9 protein-coding genes and 1 pseudogene are annotated in these 20,651 nt (G+C 36.0%); 8 read left to right on the forward strand and 2 right to left on the reverse strand.

Annotation, left to right across the window (positions count from 1 at the left end; all coding sequences use genetic code 11):
• The first annotated feature begins 4 nt into the window (after positions 1 to 4).
• Positions 5 to 1,042, forward strand: a complete 1,038-nt coding sequence (locus AC4BHA_RS10765; protein ID WP_490558651.1) for an LCP family protein — start codon at positions 5 to 7, stop codon at positions 1,040 to 1,042.
• Between the two features lie 130 nt (positions 1,043 to 1,172).
• Here AC4BHA_RS10765 and AC4BHA_RS10770 read toward each other — a convergent pair whose 3' ends face one another.
• Positions 1,173 to 2,234 carry a glycosyltransferase family 4 protein gene (locus AC4BHA_RS10770; protein ID WP_490558579.1) on the reverse strand — a complete coding sequence of 354 codons (1,062 nt, stop codon included), beginning with the start codon at positions 2,232 to 2,234 and terminating at the stop codon, positions 1,173 to 1,175.
• A gap of 312 nt (positions 2,235 to 2,546) precedes the next feature.
• Positions 2,547 to 3,509, reverse strand: coding sequence for a nuclease-related domain-containing protein (locus AC4BHA_RS10775; RefSeq protein WP_490558580.1), 963 nt, complete (start codon positions 3,507 to 3,509; stop codon positions 2,547 to 2,549).
• 1,089 nt (positions 3,510 to 4,598) lie between these two features.
• On the opposite strand from AC4BHA_RS10775, the gene AC4BHA_RS10780 reads away from it, so the two are divergent.
• From AC4BHA_RS10780 to tagH, 7 genes and pseudogenes are all read left to right on the forward strand, one after another.
• Positions 4,599 to 7,058: an SH3 domain-containing protein gene (locus AC4BHA_RS10780; RefSeq protein ID WP_490558581.1), complete on the forward strand. Its 2,460-nt coding sequence runs from the start codon at positions 4,599 to 4,601 to the stop codon at positions 7,056 to 7,058.
• A gap of 288 nt (positions 7,059 to 7,346) precedes the next feature.
• On the forward strand, positions 7,347 to 10,682 hold the full coding sequence (locus AC4BHA_RS10785; protein ID WP_490558582.1) for an SH3 domain-containing protein: 3,336 nt from the start codon (positions 7,347 to 7,349) through the stop codon (positions 10,680 to 10,682).
• A 267-nt stretch (positions 10,683 to 10,949) separates the two neighbouring features.
• The gene (locus AC4BHA_RS10790; protein WP_490558583.1) at positions 10,950 to 13,631 is read left to right on the forward strand and encodes an SH3 domain-containing protein; all 2,682 of its coding nucleotides are present in this window, start codon (positions 10,950 to 10,952) and stop codon (positions 13,629 to 13,631) included.
• Between the two features lie 275 nt (positions 13,632 to 13,906).
• Positions 13,907 to 16,555 carry an SH3 domain-containing protein gene (locus AC4BHA_RS10795; RefSeq protein WP_490558584.1) on the forward strand — a complete coding sequence of 883 codons (2,649 nt, stop codon included), beginning with the start codon at positions 13,907 to 13,909 and terminating at the stop codon, positions 16,553 to 16,555.
• A 1,222-nt stretch (positions 16,556 to 17,777) separates the two neighbouring features.
• A complete protein-coding gene (locus tag AC4BHA_RS10800) occupies positions 17,778 to 18,977 on the forward strand; it encodes a CDP-glycerol glycerophosphotransferase family protein (RefSeq protein ID WP_490558585.1) in 1,200 nt (399 codons plus the stop codon).
• Positions 18,978 to 19,049: 72 nt separating this feature from the next.
• The gene (locus tag AC4BHA_RS10805) at positions 19,050 to 19,856 is read left to right on the forward strand and encodes an ABC transporter permease (protein ID WP_490558586.1); all 807 of its coding nucleotides are present in this window, start codon (positions 19,050 to 19,052) and stop codon (positions 19,854 to 19,856) included.
• A gap of 15 nt (positions 19,857 to 19,871) precedes the next feature.
• Positions 19,872 to 20,651, forward strand: a pseudogene (gene tagH / locus AC4BHA_RS10810) (teichoic acids export ABC transporter ATP-binding subunit TagH); the annotation flags it as partial.

Here is a 20,651-nt window from a genome sequence, read left to right on the forward strand (position 1 = left end):
GATGATGCAAAATAGGCATACAGTACGTCGTAAAAGACGTAAAAAATTAAAAAAACGTCGCATTCTGGCACTGATATTAATTCCTGTTCTTTTGGTTGTTTTAGCTGGAGGAGGCTATGCAGCATATTTATACTATAAAGCTTCAAACGTTCTGTCTGATTCCTATGATGGTACTTCCAGTGAGCGCGGTGTAAACCCGGCAAAAGATAATGTTTCAGTGTTATTTATGGGCGTTGATGATAGTGATGTAAGAAACAACGCTAAAGGATCCAGAACGGATGCGCTAATGCTGGCAACGTTTAATGATAAAGATAAAACCGTGAAACTTTTAAGTATTCCTCGGGATTCATATGTCTATATTCCAGGAAAAGATACAAATTCAAAAATCACACATGCCCATGCGTATGGCGGTGTAAAATATACAATTGATACTGTTGAAGAATTGCTGGATATACCGGTAGACTATTATGTAAAAATGAATTTTAACGCTTTTGTTGACGTCATCGACGCATTGGATGGAATTGAAGTAGAGGTGCCATACACATTCTCTGAGCAAAATTCCAAGGACCAGAAAAATGCTATTAAGCTCGAGAAAGGTTTGCAAACTCTCGATGGAGAGGAAGCATTGGCTCTTGCTCGTACGAGAAAGCTGGACAATGATATCGAGCGTGGGAAACGTCAGCAGGAGATTTTGAAAGCAATCGCAGCAAAAGCAGCATCTGTATCTTCCCTTACAAAATATGCAGATGTCATAGAAGGTATCGGTAAAAATATGACAACAAATATGACGTTTAAAGAAATGAAGAGCTTTACCAGCTATGTCATTGGTTCCGATGGATTAACGATTGAAAACGTAAATCTTAAGGGAGCTGATGCTTATATTAATGGAGTTTATTATTATAAGTTAGATGAAGCGTCTCTCGAGTCGGTGAAAAACGATTTACAGGTACATTTGGATATTAAAGAAGATACAGAATCAACTACTGGGACACCAACTGGTAATAAATCAGAAGAACTCGATAATACCACAACAGTTGAATAATATAAGACAAGGCTTCCCGTTTTGAAATGGGAAGCCTTTTTTGCATTAATCGTATGTAATGGGGCAAACTATTTTTACAAAAAAAGCTGCCACACTTCAAGTGGCAGCCTATCTATTGAACTTGTTATATTTATGATCGATTTTTTACATTTACGAAAAAATTGTGAAGCGGTCGGTAATCCTCTCCCAGCAGACCAATTCGCTCTACAAGTAACTCCAGGCAGATCAGTAAGGCGGCAATCAGGAATATTGCACCCCATAAAGTAGCCATACTGAAAATGAATGCTGCTACTCCAAAGGAAGCTGCCATCACATAAATCAAAAGAACCGTGGTTCGATGAGAATAGCCTAGTCGCAATAAGCAGTGATGCAAATGTGATTTATCCGGTGCAGAAATTGGTTTCTTATGAAGAGCTCTTCTTACAATCGCATAGAATGTATCAGAAATTGGAACACCCAAAATAACGATTGGGATAATTAAAGAGATTACTGTTACATTTTTGAATCCCATCAAGGAAAGCACAGAAATCATAAAGCCAAGGAACATGGCGCCTGTGTCACCCATGAATATCTTGGCAGGATAGAAGTTGAATTTTAAAAATCCAAGTGTACTTCCTGCTAATACTAAAGCAATTAATGCTACGAACATATCTCCAATTTTAAAGGCGGCCATACCGGAAATGGTAAGAAGTGCAATAGTGGAGACTCCGCCTGCTAAACCGTCCAACCCATCTATTAAATTAATGGCATTTGTTATCCCAACAATCCAAAGTACAGTTAACGGTATAGCTAAGTATCCAAAGTGAATCTGCTCACCAAAAGGGGTGTTGATAAAGTTCAATTGAATTTTGCCGCCAATTACAATAATGAGAGCAGCAAGTATCTGACCTATAAGCTTCATCTTTGGATTAATCTCATAAATATCATCAAAAATGCCAAGAATAATGATTACAGTCGCACCGAGCAAGATAGCTGAAAAAGTGTTAGAGCTTGCAAGGTCCGGAGTAAAAATGGGCATGGTAATTACAAAGCTTAAAAATATGGCGAGTCCACCCATGCTTGGCATAATCTTAGAATGTACTTTTCTATTATTAGGTTTATCGGTTGCACCGATTTTAAATGCTAATTTAATAATATAAGGGGTGAGGAGAATGGTTAAGCATATGGCAACTAAAAAAGCTGCGATTAACAACAATATATCCACCCTCTGTCTTTATATGTCTGAGGTATACTTACCCATGACATTTAATGTTAAAACGAGATCAAGAAATTATTTTGATGATTACATTCATGTAGAATGTACGCATACATATCTCATTTAACAATTATATACGGTTTGAGATAAAACCTCTACTAAAAAATAAAAATAGGATTATATTTTTACAAAATATACCATAATAAATGAGTTTGTAGTGGTTTTAATAGATTTTTGGCTGATAATGATTATCTAAAGTATACATACTCACCATATGTATGCAGAAAAAAAGAATATATTCTTAGTGTTTTACTTTGGAATAAAATGATAGATACGACCTTTTGTAGATCCGCTCTGCTGTAAACCAATAGAGGTAAGTAAACGATTAGCAATATGACGAGAATTTATTTGGGTGAAATTTCTGAATTGCTGATTAGTAATGGAGGGCTGTATAAGGAGGAAATATTCTTGAAGGGCTTGAATGTGAATGTTTTTTGAAGTGGATTTACATTTAGGACATTGCCACTTTCCGTGAATATGCTGTACGGGGTTATAGGAACAACTTGAGCAGATAATACCAGTGATGATCTCTTCTTGAACTATATTGAATTTCTTTAGTATGTCTATATCTAAAGGAATATGTGTTTTGAGCAGAGTTCTATGTAGTTTTCTTCTGACTTTTGTTGAAATAACTTCATTATTATACTTGTTTTCTATCCAATTAATTTTTTGAACTAATTTAACTGAGTGGCAAAGTTTTTGATAGTGAGTTGAGTGGCTAGTTTTTATTATTGTGGAGGGATTAGCGATGATAATTAGAGTTTCTACTGGAATGATTGGCAGCTTTTGTTGTTGGAACCATTTTTGTAGATGGCGGCTTTGTTGGTCCACTTGCGAAAAAGGATCTGGAAATCCTTCCTCTTTTCCATCTACATTAGTTCGGATTAATTGGTTGAATGTATGGTCAAAATGAAGTGTTCCTGAGATGTTTTTGACTTCAATGATAAGAGCGAAATGATTGGATAAAAGTAATGTGTCGATTTGAAAGTAGTGGTTGTTAAGCGGCAAGCGAATATCGTGAAAAATAGAATAAGATTCATCCTCTAATTCCTTTAAATAATAATCAAGGGACTCCTCGCCTCTTAATCCAGCTCTTCGCCTTGCTAAATCCTTTTCTATCTCAGGACGTTTATGATGCTGTTCGGGTATTCTTCTTAATAAAGCCTCAAGCTTCAGAATTGTTAATGGGATCTCTCGTTCTTTAATAATCAACTGACTCGCCCTTCCCTTTAGATAAATATGTAAATTACATCTTATTAAGTATAACAAATAAGGTGCACTGCTTTTATGAACGATTTGGGAACCTTTAGCTATATTACGGGTTGTTTGATGGAGGCGGGGGGGGCGTGGTTTTTAAAATGGACAAATTTACGTTCTTTGTCTTCAAATTTAGTGAATAAGTCAGGGAAAAGAAAAATTAGCCTATTTTGAAGAAGAGAAGGATTTCGATATGATTGGATTTTGGATTTTTTGAGAAGTTTTGAGCGAATTCTGAGATAAATGAGCGAATTTAGGAATAATCGAGCGAATTTGGCTAAGGATTGAGCGGAAAATGAAATAATTGAGCGAAACGCATTTTAATTGAGCGGATATTATGCTAATTGCGCAATTAAATCCATTATTGAGCGAATATCATGCTAATTGATCGGAAATATACTAAATTGAGCGAACTCTACAAGCGAAAGTTGTTTATTTTTTATTTTGAAATTATTGGGTATTTGTATTACAATTTTTGCCATAAGGAAAAATAACTACCACAACCTGCACTACATTTATCTACAAAAGACAAAAGAGCTTTACTGCTGATTACACGAACCTTCAACATGAGATGACATCTTATGCATATAGTATACATCTCACTCCTACGTTTTATAACACTTCAAGAGCATTTACCCTATTAACAATAGAAAAAGCCAAAATTCAAAATAGAAGCGAAAATTGGAACCTTCCTTAAGGATCCAAACAAAACTGTCAGGCCTAATCCTTCATAAGGAAATAAATACAGCTATCCAACATGAACGTGATTTTTTCATCCTAACATCTTTGGTATGTAAGTTAGGCTGAGAAATTTACGTTTTTTTATTAGTTTCTAGACTGAACATGGATTAAATAAAGACTCATTAACTCATAGGATGATATTCTTCATGTGAGTTTGTTACACAATTTTAACCAAAACCCTAATATAGGCACAACAATGACCGATACATAGATTGTTAGTAATTTTGAAAATAGAAAATTGAATAACAAGATGTCATTTGAACTGTTTTATATGAAATATGCAAAATAAAGGGGGATGTCCTATTGGATAAGCGAAATAGAATCTCGGCCATTGTTGTTAGTACTATGCTTCTTTTATCTGCAGGATTTACAGCGGGGGAACCGGTTAAAGAAACTACAGGGATAGGCGGCACTCAAGTGGAGGCAGCTGCAGCAACCTATTATAAAACAACAGACAAGTTGAATTTGAGAAGCGGAGCGAGTACAAAAAAATCTATTGTAACTACCATTCCTAAAGGAAAGCAAGTTGCGTACATTTCTAAAACTGGGGACTGGTACAAGGTTAAATATGGTACTAAAACCGGGTATGTCAGCAAAAAATATTTGATTAAGGCAACAAATTCATCTTCATCAGTAGCCAAATCGTTATCAAATGTCACATCGAAAACAACTTATCAAACAACCGCCAATGTAAATTTGAGGAAGAGCCCATCTACTAAAGGAAAGGTTCTGCTCACTATACCGAAAGGCAAAACGGTTACCTATAAATCGAAATCAGGTAGCTGGTATAAAGTAAGCTACAAATCCAACACCGGTTATGTAAGTTCTAAATATATTAAAAAGACAACTACAAAAACCACAAAAACAGTCAAAACAACAAAGATAGCAGCAACCAAATTTAAAACAACAGCCAAATTGAATATGCGCTCCACCTATTCAACAAAGGGAAGAGTCCTAGTTACCATTCCAAAGAACAAAATTCTGTCTTCAGCCGAAAAGAATGGCAGCTGGTATAAGGTGAAGTATGGATCAAAGACCGGCTGGGTCAGCGGCTCCTATATGAAGGAATACTATCAATATACAACAACGAAGACAGCCTATTTATCTACTAAAAAACCAAGTTCGTTACATTCCAAACCAGATACCAAAAAAGCAAAGGTATACTCGATACCTACTAATAATGTATTTACATCTACCCAAAGAATCGTAAATAGCAAAGGGGAAAGCTGGTATCGAGTATCTTACAAAGGCAAGAATTATTATATTATTTCCAGCTTAGTTAATAAGGTAACTCCTGCAAAAGTGACTGAAACAAGCTATCAGGCAAAGGTGAATACTTTCTTATATAAGTCCACAGGAGCCACCCATGGCAGTCTGCTGACTGTAAATAAAAATACTATCGTGAAAAGTAATTATCGCGTGGGCAACTGGTATAAGGTGACCTATAAAGGGAAGACAGGCTATATCGATATCAGTAAATTTGCTAAATATACGACGCCAGCAAAAATTCCAACACCAGAGCCTGTCCCTGATTCTGACCGGCCGGAAGGTAAGGTGATTACAAAGGTCAATTATAGAGCAGCAAAAGGTTCTAAATTCTATGAATCTGATTTTGTTGCTAAGGAAAATGGCAAGGATATAGGAGTAGAAATTCCTGAAGGAAAAGAGCTGAGCAGCACATATCGTACGAAAAAAGGGTGGTATGAAATAACGTATAATGGCCTAAAAGGATATATATCTTCAGCGAATTTAATAACTCAAAAGGAAATGGACAGGGTTAACGAGCTGGAGAAAAATAAAAAAAACTATTTATTTATGGATTTGCGAACTAAGTCATCGGTGACAGCTAAGCAAATCGATACTTATATTGATAAGGGTGTTAACGGTAGGAAGAGTGTTTTGACTAAAAAAGGCCAAGTTATTATTGATGCAGCAGATAAAAATGGTGTAAAAGCTTTGTATCTGGCAGCCCATGCCATTCATGAAAGTGCTTATGGAACTTCTGTCATTTCAAAGGCTAAAAATAATTTATTTGGCTTTGGTGCATTTGATTTGGCTCCGTATGTAGGTGCGTACCGATTTTCAACTGTAGACGAAAATATCTACTATATTGCTCAAGAGCTGAAGGCAACCTATTTAAACGAAGGAAACTGGAAGTACAATGACGCCTATCTTGGTTATAGCGTGAAAGACATTAATGGTGACAGAGTAGATAGCATGAGTAAAGGGATGAATTTTTACTATGCGAGTGACTCCGAGTGGGGAGTGGGAATTTCCAGACATATGTCCGGGATCCTTGCCTACGACAAAGAAGGGGCGAAAAACCAATTACCAAATGAAAAAGTTTTAGGGAAACCAGCAACGCCAAACGGAAAAGACACTTTTCCGCCAGGTACAAAAGCGGTGGCAAATGCCGATATTAAAGTTTATGCCGATGAAGATTTAAAAATAGTCGCTGCACCAATCAAAAAAGGAAAAACCTTCAACCTCCTGGAAAAACGAAATGATTCTAGGTTGACGTTGAAATATGGCGGTAAAACATTTTATACAAAAGCGGTAAGTTTAGATAAATATAATGAACATATGACAGTATTAAATCTCGCTCACAGTACGAAAGATTATCAATATATTGAATTAATCTTGGACAATAAAACGAAAAAGCCATTAATTACAAACAATATGTATAAGGTCAAGTATTTAAATGGTAAGACCGGCTTGGTTTCTAAAGCTAGTATTTCAATTGATTTAGATATAAGTAAATAAGCAACAAAAGAAGACAACTGAGCTGTTCAGTTGTCTTCTTTCTTTATTTGTAGATACAAGGTTGAAGACTGCTATGTTTCAATGTTGCCATTAACAGGATTTTAGAGGTATATCAGCTTGATGTAAATTACCATTAAAAGACCATTTAAATGCACAGAAATATTAGTTTAAAATAATAAAATACTACGTGATTCAAATATATAAATTATTAATATCGATTCATAAAATTAAATATTAATATATTAGAATAATATTTATGTCCGGTATTCATTTGAAAAGGAGATTTTTATGAATAAAAGAAAAACGCTGCCATTCAAGGTCATGGCAACATCCGTTCTTTTATCTACTGGCTTGGTTTTGGGAAGCGGTATTGGACCAGCAGCTAGTATTACGGGTATTCAAGTAGTTGAAGCGGCTGATGTATATTATAAAACGACTGACAATTTGAATATGAGAAAGTCGGCTAGTGCAAAGGCGCAAAAAATCACAACAATACCAAAAGGAAAGAAGGTCACTTACATATCTAAAAGTGGAAGCTGGTATAAGGTGAAATACGGAACAAAAACCGGATTTGTCAGCTCTAAGTATTTGAAAAAAGTGACGAGTTCAACTGTATCATCTCCTGCATCTACGACAAATACTTCTGTATATACAACAACGGACAAGTTGCGTTTGAGGGAAAAAGCTTCAACTAGTTCAGCCACGTTATTGACCATTCCAAAAGGGAAAACAGTCACGTATATATCTAAAAGTGGAAGCTGGTATAAGGTTAAATATGCATCAAAAACAGGATATGTTAGCTCCAAATATATAAAAGTTACTAAAAAAACAAGTTCCTCAACGTCTACATCTACATCTGCTACGATGAAGGCAACTAAATACAAAACAACAGATAAATTAAACATGAGATCCAAAGCATCAACGAGCGGTACACGGATTCTCACTATACCAAAGAATAAAGTTGTCACAGCTACTGCAAAATCAGGTTCTTGGTACAAGGTGTCCTACAGTGGTAAGACCGGCTGGGTAAGCGGATCATATTTAAAGGAATACAATCAAACTACGACGACAAGTACAACTTACTATAATACGAAAGCTGCAAGCTCCTTGTATAGTGCTCCTAATACAAATAAAAAAGCTGCTTATTCCATTCCAAAAAATAATGTATTCACTTCTACGCAACAGGTCGTGAACAGTATAGGAGAAACCTGGTACCGAGTTTCTTATAAAGGGAAAAACTATTATATTCAATCCGGATCAGTAAGTAAGGTGACAGCAGCCAAGATTACAAGCACTTCCTATACGGCAAAAGAAAAGACATATTTATATTCTTTTGCAGGAGAAACACATGGAACTTTGGTTACTATTCCAAAAGGAACTAAAATAACTACCAATTATAAAATCGGAGATTGGTATAAAACTACCTATAATGGGAAAACGGGTTATGTTAATTTAGCTAAATTCTCAAAAACGGTTACTTCAACTGAAACTTCGATTAAGGCAACGAAATATAAGGTTACGGCTAATTTGATTTTACGTAAGACAGCTTCCGATTCCAGTGCGAAATTAAATACAATCCCTGCGAATACTGTTGTCACAGCTACTGCAAAATCAGGCTCCTGGTACAAGGTCTCTTACAGTGGCCAGACCGGTTGGGTAAGCGGCTCGTATTTACAAGAATACAATCAAACTACGACGACAAGCACAACTTACTATAATACAAAGGCTGCAAGCTCCTTGTATAGTGCTCCTAATACAAATAAGGCAGCTGTTTATTCTATACCACAGAATAATGTGTTCACTTCTACCCAACAGGTCGTGAATAGTATAGGAGAAACCTGGTATCGAGTTTCCTATAAAGGAAATAACTATTATATTCAATCTGGTTCAGTAAGTAAGGTGACAGCGGAGAACGTTACGAGTACTTCTTATACGGCAAAAGAAAATACTTACTTGTATTCCTTTGCTGGAGCATCGCACGGAACTTTGGTTACAATTCCAGAGGGAGCTAAAATAACCACTGATTATAGAATTGGTGATTGGTATAAAACATCCTATGGCGGAAAAACAGGTTACATTGATTTGACCAAATTCACAAAAACAGTCACTTCAACGACACCGTCTTTTACGGCTACGGAGTTTAAAACAACGGCTAATGTAAATTTACGTGAGACACCTTCTACAACCGGTGGAATACTGGACACAGTACCTGTTAATACGGTTGTCAAAGCCACAGCACAATCAGGTGATTGGTATCAAGTTACCTACAATGGCCATGAGGGCTGGGTAAGTGGTGCATATTTGACAAAGTATACGAGTAACCCCGGTAATAATAACACCGGTGATCAAACAAATTTACCGAGCGGTTCTGTTATAACTGAAACAACATATTTGCCAATCGGTGAATTGAATATCCGTGCTTCCGATTCAACTTCATCAGCTAAAGTTGGTTCAATCCCTAAATATACGCAGGTGAAATCTACCTATAAAACTAGCAAGGGCTGGTACCGAGTGACATATGGTGGAGTAACAGGTTTTGTATCGGGAGAGTATTTAATTACAAAAGCGAATTACGATAAAATGAACTCTTATGAATCTAATAAGAATTCCTATATGCATATGGATTTACGTACAAAATCCTCTGTGACGGCTGCACAAATTAATGCATATATTGCAAAGTTTGCAACTTCTGCTAATAGCGTTCTCTATAATAAAGGGGAGGCATTTATTTCAGCAGCTAATAAATATGGTGTGAATGCTCTGTATTTAGCGGCCCATGCCATTCATGAAAGTAACTATGGGAAATCTACAATTGCGTTAGCAAAAAATAACTTGTTTGGTTTTGGATCCTATGACATTACGCCATTTGTGGGCTCTGTTAAATTTGCTTCTATTGAAGAGAATATTGCCTTTATTGCACAAGAAATGAAAGCCACCTATTTAAATCCATCTAACTGGAAGTACAAGGGGGCGACACTTGGATATACAATTAAGGACGCTAATGGAAATCGTATCACTGATTTAAGTAAAGGAATGAACTTTTACTATGCCAGTGATTCTGATTGGGGAAATAAGATTGCCAAACATATGTCCAACATCCTTGCTTATGGCAATGAAGGGGCAGTCAACCAAAGTCCAAATACAGCGGTACCAGCTAAACCAAGCTATCCAACCGGCAAGGATGTATTCCCGACAGGTACAATCGCTGTTGCCAATAAAGAAATTGGTCTTAGAAGCTCGAAAAGCAGCTCAGCGACTGTGGTGGCAAAGATTAAAAAGGGTGAGACCTTTAATCTGCTCGAAAAATGGAATGATTATTGGCTAACAGTCAGTTATAAAGGCAAAACGTATTATACAAATACGGTTAGTCTGAGCACATATAATACGCATATGACTGTGAAAAATTTAGCACGTGTCAATGGTGCCAGCACGTTGAATGTTCGTGCATCAGCTAATACGACGGCTGCTACAGTGGGAACTTTAAAAAATCATCAATATGTCGAACTTGTGGTAGATTCAAGCAATAATCCAATCACTAGTAGCGGATGGTATAAGGTTAAGTTATCTAATGGCACAGTTGGCTGGGCATCAGGTTCTTATTTAGCAAGAGAATTAAATAAATAAGGTTTTGGATAAGAGGTTGTTGACATGATCAACGACCTCTTTTTTTATTAAATACACTATTGGATAGAGAAAATTTAACTTTGAATGTATAAGTGAAAAAGAATAATCACGCTTGTTATATTATTTAAACATAATATAAACAAGCGTGATTATTTATGTATCTAGCAAATTATTTGATAATTTTAAAACTATATAAGAAAATTATTTTATATCAAAATAGTAATTTAGTTCGGTGTCTTATTTACTAAAGAGGGAGATTTTATTGCAATGAATAATAGGAATTATCAACCGCTTAAGGTTATGGCAACATCCGTTCTTCTATCTACTGGTTTGATTTTTGGACCTGCTCTTGAACCCAACGAGAGTTTTACGGGTACTAAAGTTGAAGCAACTGCTGGAACATATTATAAGACGACAGCCAATTTGAACTTGCGAAAGTCCGCAAGTAAGACTGCATCAATAATTACAACCATTCCAAAAGGAAAACAAGTCACATATATATCTAAAAATGGAAGCTGGTATAAGGTTAAATATGAATCGAAGACAGGTTATGTCAGCTCCAGCTATCTGAAGATTGTATCGAGTTCGACCGCTCAGTCAACAAGTACATCCGTATATACAACGACAGCCAATTTGAATTTACGCAAAACAGCTTCAACCCGTTCGGTAATTTTAACGACCATCCCAAGGGGGAAAACAGTCTCGTATCTATCGAAGAGCGGCAGTTGGTATAAGGTGAAATACGGAACAAAAACCGGTTATGTCAGTTCTAGCTATATAAAAGTTACGAACAAAACAAGTGGATCTACGTCTTCGTCAACAACGATTAAGTCGACTAAATATAAAACTACATCCTATTTAAACATGAGGTCCAAAGCTACAACGAGCAGTAGTCGGATCTTAACTATACCGAAGAATAAAGTTATTACAGCCACAGCGAAATCCGGCTCGTGGTATAAGGTCTCTTATAGCGGTCAGACCGGTTGGGTCAGCGGCTCGTATATAAAGGAGTACAATCAAACTACTGCGACAAGTACTGCCTACTATAAGACGAATACGACAAGCTCCCTGTATAGTGATGCCAATACAAATAAAGCAGCTGTTTATTCGATTCCTACGAATAATATATTTTCTTCTACCCAAAGAATAGTCAATAGTATAGGAGAAACCTGGTATCGAGTTTCTTTTAAAGGGAGAAATTATTATATTAAAGCTGGATCAGTAAGTAAGGTATCTGCAGCAAATGTTACAAGTACCTCCTATACGGCAAACCAAAATACTTACTTATATTCATTTGCTGGGGAAAAACACGGAACTTTGGTTTCTATTCCAAAGGGAGCCAAAATAATAACCAGTTATCGCATTGGAGATTGGTATAAAACAACGTATGGTGGAAAAACAGGGTATATCAATATGACTAACTTCTCGAAAACGGTAACCTCATCAAGCACGACTATTACGGCTACAATGTTTAAGACTACGGCCAATCTGAATTTAAGAAAGACAGCATCTACTTCCGGAGAGAAATTAGACACAATACCTAAAAATACGATTGTCACTGCTACTGCAAAATCGGGAGATTGGTATAAAGTGAGCTACAATGGTAAAACCGGCTGGGTAAGCGGTACGTATTTGGCTGCGTATAGTAGTTCCAGCAACAATACTAGCAGCAGCAACCCGAGCGATTCTGGTGTTACTGAAAACATATACTTGCCGATTGCTAAGTTGAATATTCGTGCCTCCGATTCTACAACATCGGCTAAAGTAGGTTCAATCCCTAAATATACTCAAGTGAAATCTACCTATAAAACTAGCAAGGGCTGGTATCAGGTTACATATGGTGGAGTAACAGGCTATGTCTCAGGAGATTACCTAATTACAAAAGCGAATTATGATAAAATGAACTCTTATGAAAATAATAAGAATTCCTATATACATATGGATTTACGTACAAAATCATCTGTGACAGCAGCGCAAATTAATGCTTATATTGCTAAGAATGCAACGTCCAGTAACAGTGTCCTCTATAATAAAGGATCGGTGTTTATCACTGCAGCTAACAAATATGGTGTGAACGCCCTCTATTTAGCAGCATATGCGATTCATGAAAGTAACTATGGAAAAGCTACAATCGCATTAGCGAAAAATAATTTGTTTGGTTTTGGATCCTACGATAGTACGCCATTTGTAGGCTCCGTCAAATTTTCTTCTATTGAAGAAAATATTGCCTTTATTGCACAGGAAATGAAAGCCACCTTTTTAAATCCATCCAACTGGAAGTATAAGGGTGCAACGCTTGGTTATACGATTAAGGACGCTAATGGAAATCGAATCACTGATTTAAGTAAAGGAATGAACTTTTACTATGCGAGTGATTCTGATTGGGGAAAAAGGATTGCCACCCATATGGCGAATATATTGGCTTATAGCAAGGAAGGAGCTGTCAGTCAACGTCCAAATATGACGATGCCAGCCAAACCAAGCTATCCAAGCGGAAAGGATGTATTCCCGACCGGTACGATTGCTGTTGCTAATTCTTCTATTAGTCTAAGAAACTCAAAAAGCAGCTCAGCGACTGTAGCCGCCACAATTAAGAAGCGTGAGACCTTTAATCTACTCGAAAAATGGAATGATTACTGGTTGAAAGTTAGTTATAAAGGCAAAACATATTATACAAATACGGTTAGCCTAAGCACATATAATAAGTATATGAGTGTTAAAAATTTAGCCCGTGTAAGTGTCGGTGGTACGAGTACCTTGAATGTCCGCGCATCCGCTAGTACGGCAGCTGCTAAAGTAGGATCATTATCGAATCACCAATATGTCGAGCTTGTGGTAGACTCAAGCAATAATCCAGTTACTAGTGGCGGTTGGTATAAGGTTAAACTGCCTAACGGAAAAGTTGGATGGGCATCAAGTTCTTATTTGGTAAGAGAGTTAAATAAATAGAATGAAGAAAAGAGGTTGTTGATTAAATCAACAATCTCTTTTTTGTTTGTAATCAGACAAAATTATTATGGAAAAATAATGAAATAACGATGGAAAAGTATGCTTTATTACAAAAAATGATTGATAATTTTATTTTTTTCAGTGTTTACCCATAGAAAACCGCTCTATTATTCGTAATTCTATTAAAGGGGGGATATGTGCTTATAAGAGAATAAATATGTATATCTAAATAATAGTTTAGTCCAGCGTCTTATTTACTATAAAGGGAGAGTTCAATGAATAAAAGCTATAGGCAACCAATTAGAGTTATGGCAACATCCGTTCTTCTATCTACTGGTCTGATTTTTGGACCTGAAATTGGATTGAAGGATCGTTTTTGGGAGGTAAAAGTAGAAGCAGCTGCGGAGACATATTATAAGACAACAGCTAATTTAAACTTGCGAAAGTCCGCAAGTAAAACTGCATCAATACTTACAACGATTCCAAAAGGGAAACAAGTTACATACATATCGAAAAGTGGCAGCTGGTATAAAGTAAAATATGGAACAAAAACGGGATATGTCAGTTCTAGTTATTTAAAAGCCGTTTCTCAAACAAGTACATCAGTATACACAACGAAAGCTAATTTGAATTTACGCAAAACAGCTTCAACCAGTGCAGCCATCTTAACGACCATCCCAAAAGGGAAAACGGTCTCGTATCTATCAAAGAGCGGCAGCTGGTATAAAGTAAAATATGGAACGAAAACAGGATATGTAAGCTCAAAATATATTAAAATCACTAAAAAAACGAGTTCCTCTGCCTCTGTTTCGATTAAGTCGACTAAATTTAAAACGACAGCAAATTTAAACATGAGGTCAAAAGCATCAACAAGTGGCACTCGACTCCTTACTATACCAAAGAATAAAATAATCACGGCTACGGCAAAATCAGGCTCATGGTATAAGGTCTCTTATAGTGGTAAAACAGGCTGGGTAAGCAGTTCGTATATAAAAGAATACAATCAAACTACGACTACAAGTACCACTTACTATAAGACGAATGCGACAAGCTCCTTGTATAGCGCTGCGAATACAAAAAAAGCTGCGGTTCATTCTATACCAAAGAATAATATATTTACATCTACTCAAAAGGTAGTTAATAGTATAGGAGAAACCTGGTATCGAGTTTCCTATAAAGGGAAGAATTATTTCATTAAATCCGGGTCTGTAAGTAAGGTGTCTGCAGCTAAGGTTACAAGTACTAGCTATACGGCAAAAGAAGCGACGTATTTATATTCCTTTGCCGGGGAGAAACATGGAACATTGGTTGCTATTCCTAAGGGAGTCAAAATAACAACCACTTATAGAATTGGGGATTGGTATAAAACAACGTATAGAGGGAAAACGGGTTATATCAACATTGCTAAATTCTCGAAAATGGTATCATCAACAGACACGTCAATTATAGCTAAAAAGTTTAAGACGACGGCCAATCTGAATTTACGAAAGACAGCGTCCACTTCCGGAGAAAAATTGAGCACCATTCCTGTAAATACAATTGTGACGGCCACAGCAAAATCAGGAGATTGGTATAAAGTGAGCTATAATGGTCAAACTGGTTGGGTTAGCGGCACTTATTTGGTTGCATATAGTAGTACCTCAAGCAACACTCCGAGCGGTTCGACTATTACTGAAACAATCTATTTTCCGGTTGCTGATTTGAATATCCGTGCTTCTGATACGACATCATCTACTAAAATCGGTTTAATCCCTGAATACACACAAGTAAAATCAACCTATAAAACCAGTGAGGGATGGTATCGGATAACGTATGATGGAGTAACAGGCTATGTATCAGGCGATTACTTAATTACAAAAGCGAACTACGATAAAATGAACTCTTATGAAAACAATAAGAATTCCTATATACATTTGGATTTACGCACGAAATCCTCTGTTACGGCTGCCCAAATCAATGCTTATATTGCGAAGAATGCAACGTCCAGTAACAGTGTCCTCTATAATAAAGGATCGGTGTTTATCACTGCAGCTAACAAATATGGTGTGAATGCCCTGTATTTAGCAGCACATGCGATTCATGAAAGTGATTTTGGTAAATCAACTATTTCTATGGGAAAAAATAATTTGTTTGGTTTTGGATCCTATGATCTTGCTCCATTTGTAGGTTCTGTTAAATTTACTACTATAGATGAGAATATTTTCTTTATTGCACAGGAAATGAAAGCCACCTATTTAAATCCGTCTAACTGGAAGTACAAGGGTCCAACACTTGGTTACACCATTAAAAATACTAATGGAAATCGGGTTGAGGATTTAAGTAAAGGAATGAACTTTTACTATGCCAGTGATTCCAATTGGGGAAGTAAGATTGCCAACCATATGTCCGAGATTTTAGCTTATAGTCAGGAAGGGGCAGTCAGCCAAAGTGCAAATACGACAGTACCAGCCAAGCCAAGTTATCCAATTGGCAAGGATGTATTTCCGACAGGTACAATTGCTGTTGCCAATTCAGCTATCAGTCTTAAAAATGAGACAATCAGCTCTGCGGCTGTAGCAGCCACAATCCAGAAAGGTGAAACCTTTAACCTAGTGGAAAAATGGAATGATTACTGGTTGACAGTCAGCTATAAAGGCAAAAAATATTATACAAATACGGTCAGCTTAAGCAAATATAATCAGTATATGACTGTTAAAAACTTAGCTCGTGTGAGTGTCAGTGGATCGAGTACCCTGAATGTACGGGCATCCGCAAGTACGGCAGCTGCTAAAGTGGGATCATTGCCAAATCATCAATATGTCGAGCTTGTGGTGGATTCAGGTGAAAATCCAATCACTAATGGCGGTTGGTATAAGGTTAAACTATCAAATGGAACAGTTGGCTGGGTGTCAGGTGATTATTTAATCAGAGAGTTAAATAAATAGGAATTATGGAAAAAGGCTGTCCGACAAGTCACTTAGTGGCTGTTGCGGATAGTCTTTTTTAGAAAAAGTAGCTTAGTAGATACTGTAGTGCTAGCAAGGGGTTTGGTGAAGTGTGTGGAATGCTATGTAAGATAAAATGATTAAAAGTAGAAATTTTATTTGGTTGATGACAGATCTTATGAATTTAAAGTAGTTGCTAGCTTAGGCTTGTATAATTGGCTCAATCAGGGTTTAAATTGCTTAATTAAAGATGATTTTGCTCATAAGAGATGCTTTTCGCTCAATTCGCCCTCTGAACGCTCAATTAAAATTCTATTCGCTCAATAATGGTCAGGTTTCGCTCATTTATTTTAAAGATAGCTCAATAATTCCATATTTCGCTCAATTATGTTTAAAATCGCTCAATACTTCCTCTAATTCGCTCAAAAACTTGTTCTTTTCCCTCATAAAAATGATTTACACATTGATTTCCTTTTCTTGAGGATGGATTAAGCAGCATTATTAGGTTTTTATTAGAGAAAGCTGCTTATTTTCATCTATTTAGATAGAATATTACCTGAATTTAATCATTGTTTTAAGTTATACCCATAATAAAAAATCTGATCCCAAGCTTATGCGAAGTATAGGTAAGGTATAATTAGAGATTTGAACCTAAAGTCAACTGCTATTCGGTAACCTTTATAATAATAGTAAACAACAGCATATGCCTGTGAAAGAATCATTTGTTTCTGCATAATCTAGAAGGGTATTATAGTAGCTGTTCTATTGATTAGACTTTGTTAAGGCTTTTCGGATTCATTCTTTTATATAATGCGCGAATCCATGTTTCCTTGTATTCACTAACGAAATCTTCTTAGATATGTAGTACAATGAAAAGGTTATTTGAAAGTTATTGAGCAGAGATATATAATAAATAGGAGATTTTGCGCACAATATAGTGGTTCGGTATCCGGGACTGTCCGTTTAAAATACCGTGTTAAGAATGGATGAACAAAAAACAACCACTCGGTGTGATCGATATAGCGAAATTCGGATATAAAGTTATTTACTGATAATTAAGTAATCCATTGTTTCATATCGAATAAAGATCCGTAATAGTGATATGCCTATATTTGTCATAAGTGTGGGTGGAGAGGGTTGCTTGATAACTAAAAAGTAGTTTAAATTTACTCCCACTCCGATTTTTAAGGCAAAAATATAAATTAGTGCATTACAGGTGAATATGGTTAGAGAATGGTTAATAGAGTTCTATTTACTCATAGTAAAGGTTGTTTTTTCTGTTTGTGGTCTGTTACCCCTTAAAGATAAAGTAACCTTCGTTGTTTCCTATGGCGATAATGCTCAGTATGTATATGAAGAAATGCGTAAAAATAATGTGAAGTGTGAAGCTGTTTTTTTATGTAAAGGTCAAAGTATAAATCATTTTCTAAAATATGAAGATACTTGTACATTGCCTCTAGATTGCTGGAACGCACTTTATTTTTTTCGTTCCTTCTACCATTTAGCGACATCCAAATACATCATGGTTGATGATTATTATGAGTTTTTACCATCTACTAAATTTAAAGAAGAGGTAGTGTGTGTTCAATTATGGCATGCATCCGGATCAATTAAGCGTTTCGGACTGGAAGAGGCCTCTATAAAGGTTTGTTCAGGCAGGTCTAAGAAACGTTTTCTTAAAGGGTGTAGCCGTTTTAATAAAGTTGTGGTTGGTTCAGATAGTATGGCCAAGTATTTAATCCAAGCTTTCAATGTTAAGGGAGAAAGTATTCTTAGGACTGGTATTCCCAGAACAGACTTTTTTTATGATACAGCTCTTAAAGAAAGTATTTTTAACCAAGTTGAGCAGGGAAACGAACTTCTATGGAATAAAAAGGTTGTTTTATATGCACCGACGTACAGAGAACATGACAATAAAACTTTAACTTTACAATTAGAATTGGATAGAATGAAAAAAAAGCTTGGGGATGAATATATTGTTGTGTTGCGCCTTCATCCAACCATTAAAATGAATATTGATTACAGCAAAATGTATCCTGGATTTGTAGTAGATTATTCCTCGGAAATCCATGATATTAAAGAACTCATGCTTATTTCGGATTATCTAATCACAGATTATTCATCGGTTATCTATGAATATGCATTGCTAAAAAAACCAATGATATTCTATCCTTATGATTTGGAAACTTATAAGGTAGACAGAGGTTTATGGTCTTCTTATGAAGAGACAGTGCCAGGACCGATAGCAAAAGATACCGAAGAGATTACAAATCTGATTTTAGAAGATCAGTTTGATATGAATAAGATTGATGAATTTGCACAAAAATGGAATAAGTATTCTAAAGGAAATTCAAGTGAAAATTTGATATCTTATTTATTTGATAAACCCCCTGTTTATTCATCTAAGCATAGGGCTCTATAAGATAGATAGACACATGCAAATACGCTATACTATATAAGTTGATTGTAAATTATGGGGAAGGATATTCTATTTATGAAGTCAATGTTTACAGTTATAAAAGAACAATTTAGCTCTTTCTATTTGATTCGCCGATTGTCTGCATTCGAAATGAAGAGCAATAATAATAATAATTATTTGGGAATGGCATGGGAATTTATTAATCCCATGATACAAATAGCCACGTATTGGCTTATTTTTGGTATTGGGATCCGTGGAGGGCAGGATATAGATGGTGTACCATTTATCCTCTGGATGATTTCAGGAATCAGCCTTTGGTTTTTTGCTAATCCAGCCATTTTAGATGGGACGAGATCCATTCATAAGCGAATTAATATGATTGCAAAAATGAGCTTTCCAATGAGCACCATACCAACGTATGTTATATTTTCAAAACTGTATCAACATTTGCTGATTCTTGCTGCAGTATTAGTCATTATGCAATTTAACGGGTATCCGGTATCGATATATTATTTGCAGCTGCCATACTATATAGCAAGTGCCGTTGTGTTTATGGTTGCATTAACACTCATTACATCCACCTTGGCTATGATTATCAGAGATGTACAAATGTTTGTACAAGCTATAATGAGGATGGTATTTTATATTACACCATTAATATGGTACAGTCCTGATTTACCAGGCCCATTATTAAATTTAATAAAAGCAAATCCATTAACATATTTGGTAGAAGGATATCGGGCTTCTATACTCGGCCAGTCCTGGTACTTTATTGATAATATTGATTACACCTTTTATTTTTGGGGAGTGACCATCGTCTTATTAATGATTGGTTCATCGCTTCATTTAAGATTCCGGAATCACTTTGTAGATTACTTGTAAAATGGAGTGAATGTAATGGAAGAAACCGTAATTGTAAAGAATGTATATAAGAAATACCGGATGCATAGTAAAACCACTGATAAATTACTCGATATTATTTTGCCGGGCGGCCGTGGAGAAGACTTTTATGCTTTGCAGAATATTAGCTTCACCGCAAAGAAAGGTGATGTCATTGGCTTAATTGGTGTCAACGGGTCAGGTAAATCTACATTGTCCAATATTATTGCAGGTATTATTCCGCCAACAACTGGCACGGTAGAAACAATAGGGCAAACTTCTTTAATTGCCATTGCATCTGGATTGAATAATCAATTAACAGGCCGTGAGAATATTGAGCTAAAATGTTTGATGCTGGGTTTTAGCAAGAAAGAGATTAAAGAACTTGAACCGGAGATTATTGAGTTCGCCGATATTGGAAAATTTATTGATCAACCTGTAAAAAAATACTCAAGTGGGATGAAATCAAGGCTTGGGTTTGCGATTTCTGTTACAGTGGATCCGGATATCTTAATTGTCGATGAAGCTTTATCCGTTGGTGACCAAGCATTCGCTGAGAAATCTAAAAAGAAGATGTATAGCTTCAGGGATAGTGGAAAAACGATTTTCTTTGTCAGCCATTCCATTAAGCAAATTAAAGATTTTTGCAATAAAGCGATATGGCTTGAATATGGAGAATTAAAAGACTATGGAACGATTGAAGAGGTTGTTCCAAAGTATGAAAAGTTCCTTAAAGAATATAAAGCTATGTCCAATGAAGAGCGAAAGAAATTTAAGCAGCAAGCGATGGAAAAGCAA

Source organism: Pradoshia sp. Z3_51 (assembly GCF_058215915.1).

What these genes read in the sequence shown, in the direction of transcription:
- AC4BHA_RS10790 (WP_490558583.1), top strand. Translation starts at nt 10,950, where the DNA reads ATGAATAATAGGAATTATCAACCGCTTAAGGTTATGGCAACATCCGTT.
- AC4BHA_RS10805 (WP_490558586.1), top strand. Translation starts at nt 19,050, where the DNA reads ATGAAGTCAATGTTTACAGTTATAAAAGAACAATTTAGCTCTTTCTAT.
- AC4BHA_RS10800 (WP_490558585.1), top strand. Translation starts at nt 17,778, where the DNA reads ATGGTTAGAGAATGGTTAATAGAGTTCTATTTACTCATAGTAAAGGTT.
- AC4BHA_RS10765 (WP_490558651.1), top strand. Translation starts at nt 5, where the DNA reads ATGCAAAATAGGCATACAGTACGTCGTAAAAGACGTAAAAAATTAAAA.
- AC4BHA_RS10785 (WP_490558582.1), top strand. Translation starts at nt 7,347, where the DNA reads ATGAATAAAAGAAAAACGCTGCCATTCAAGGTCATGGCAACATCCGTT.
- AC4BHA_RS10795 (WP_490558584.1), top strand. Translation starts at nt 13,907, where the DNA reads ATGAATAAAAGCTATAGGCAACCAATTAGAGTTATGGCAACATCCGTT.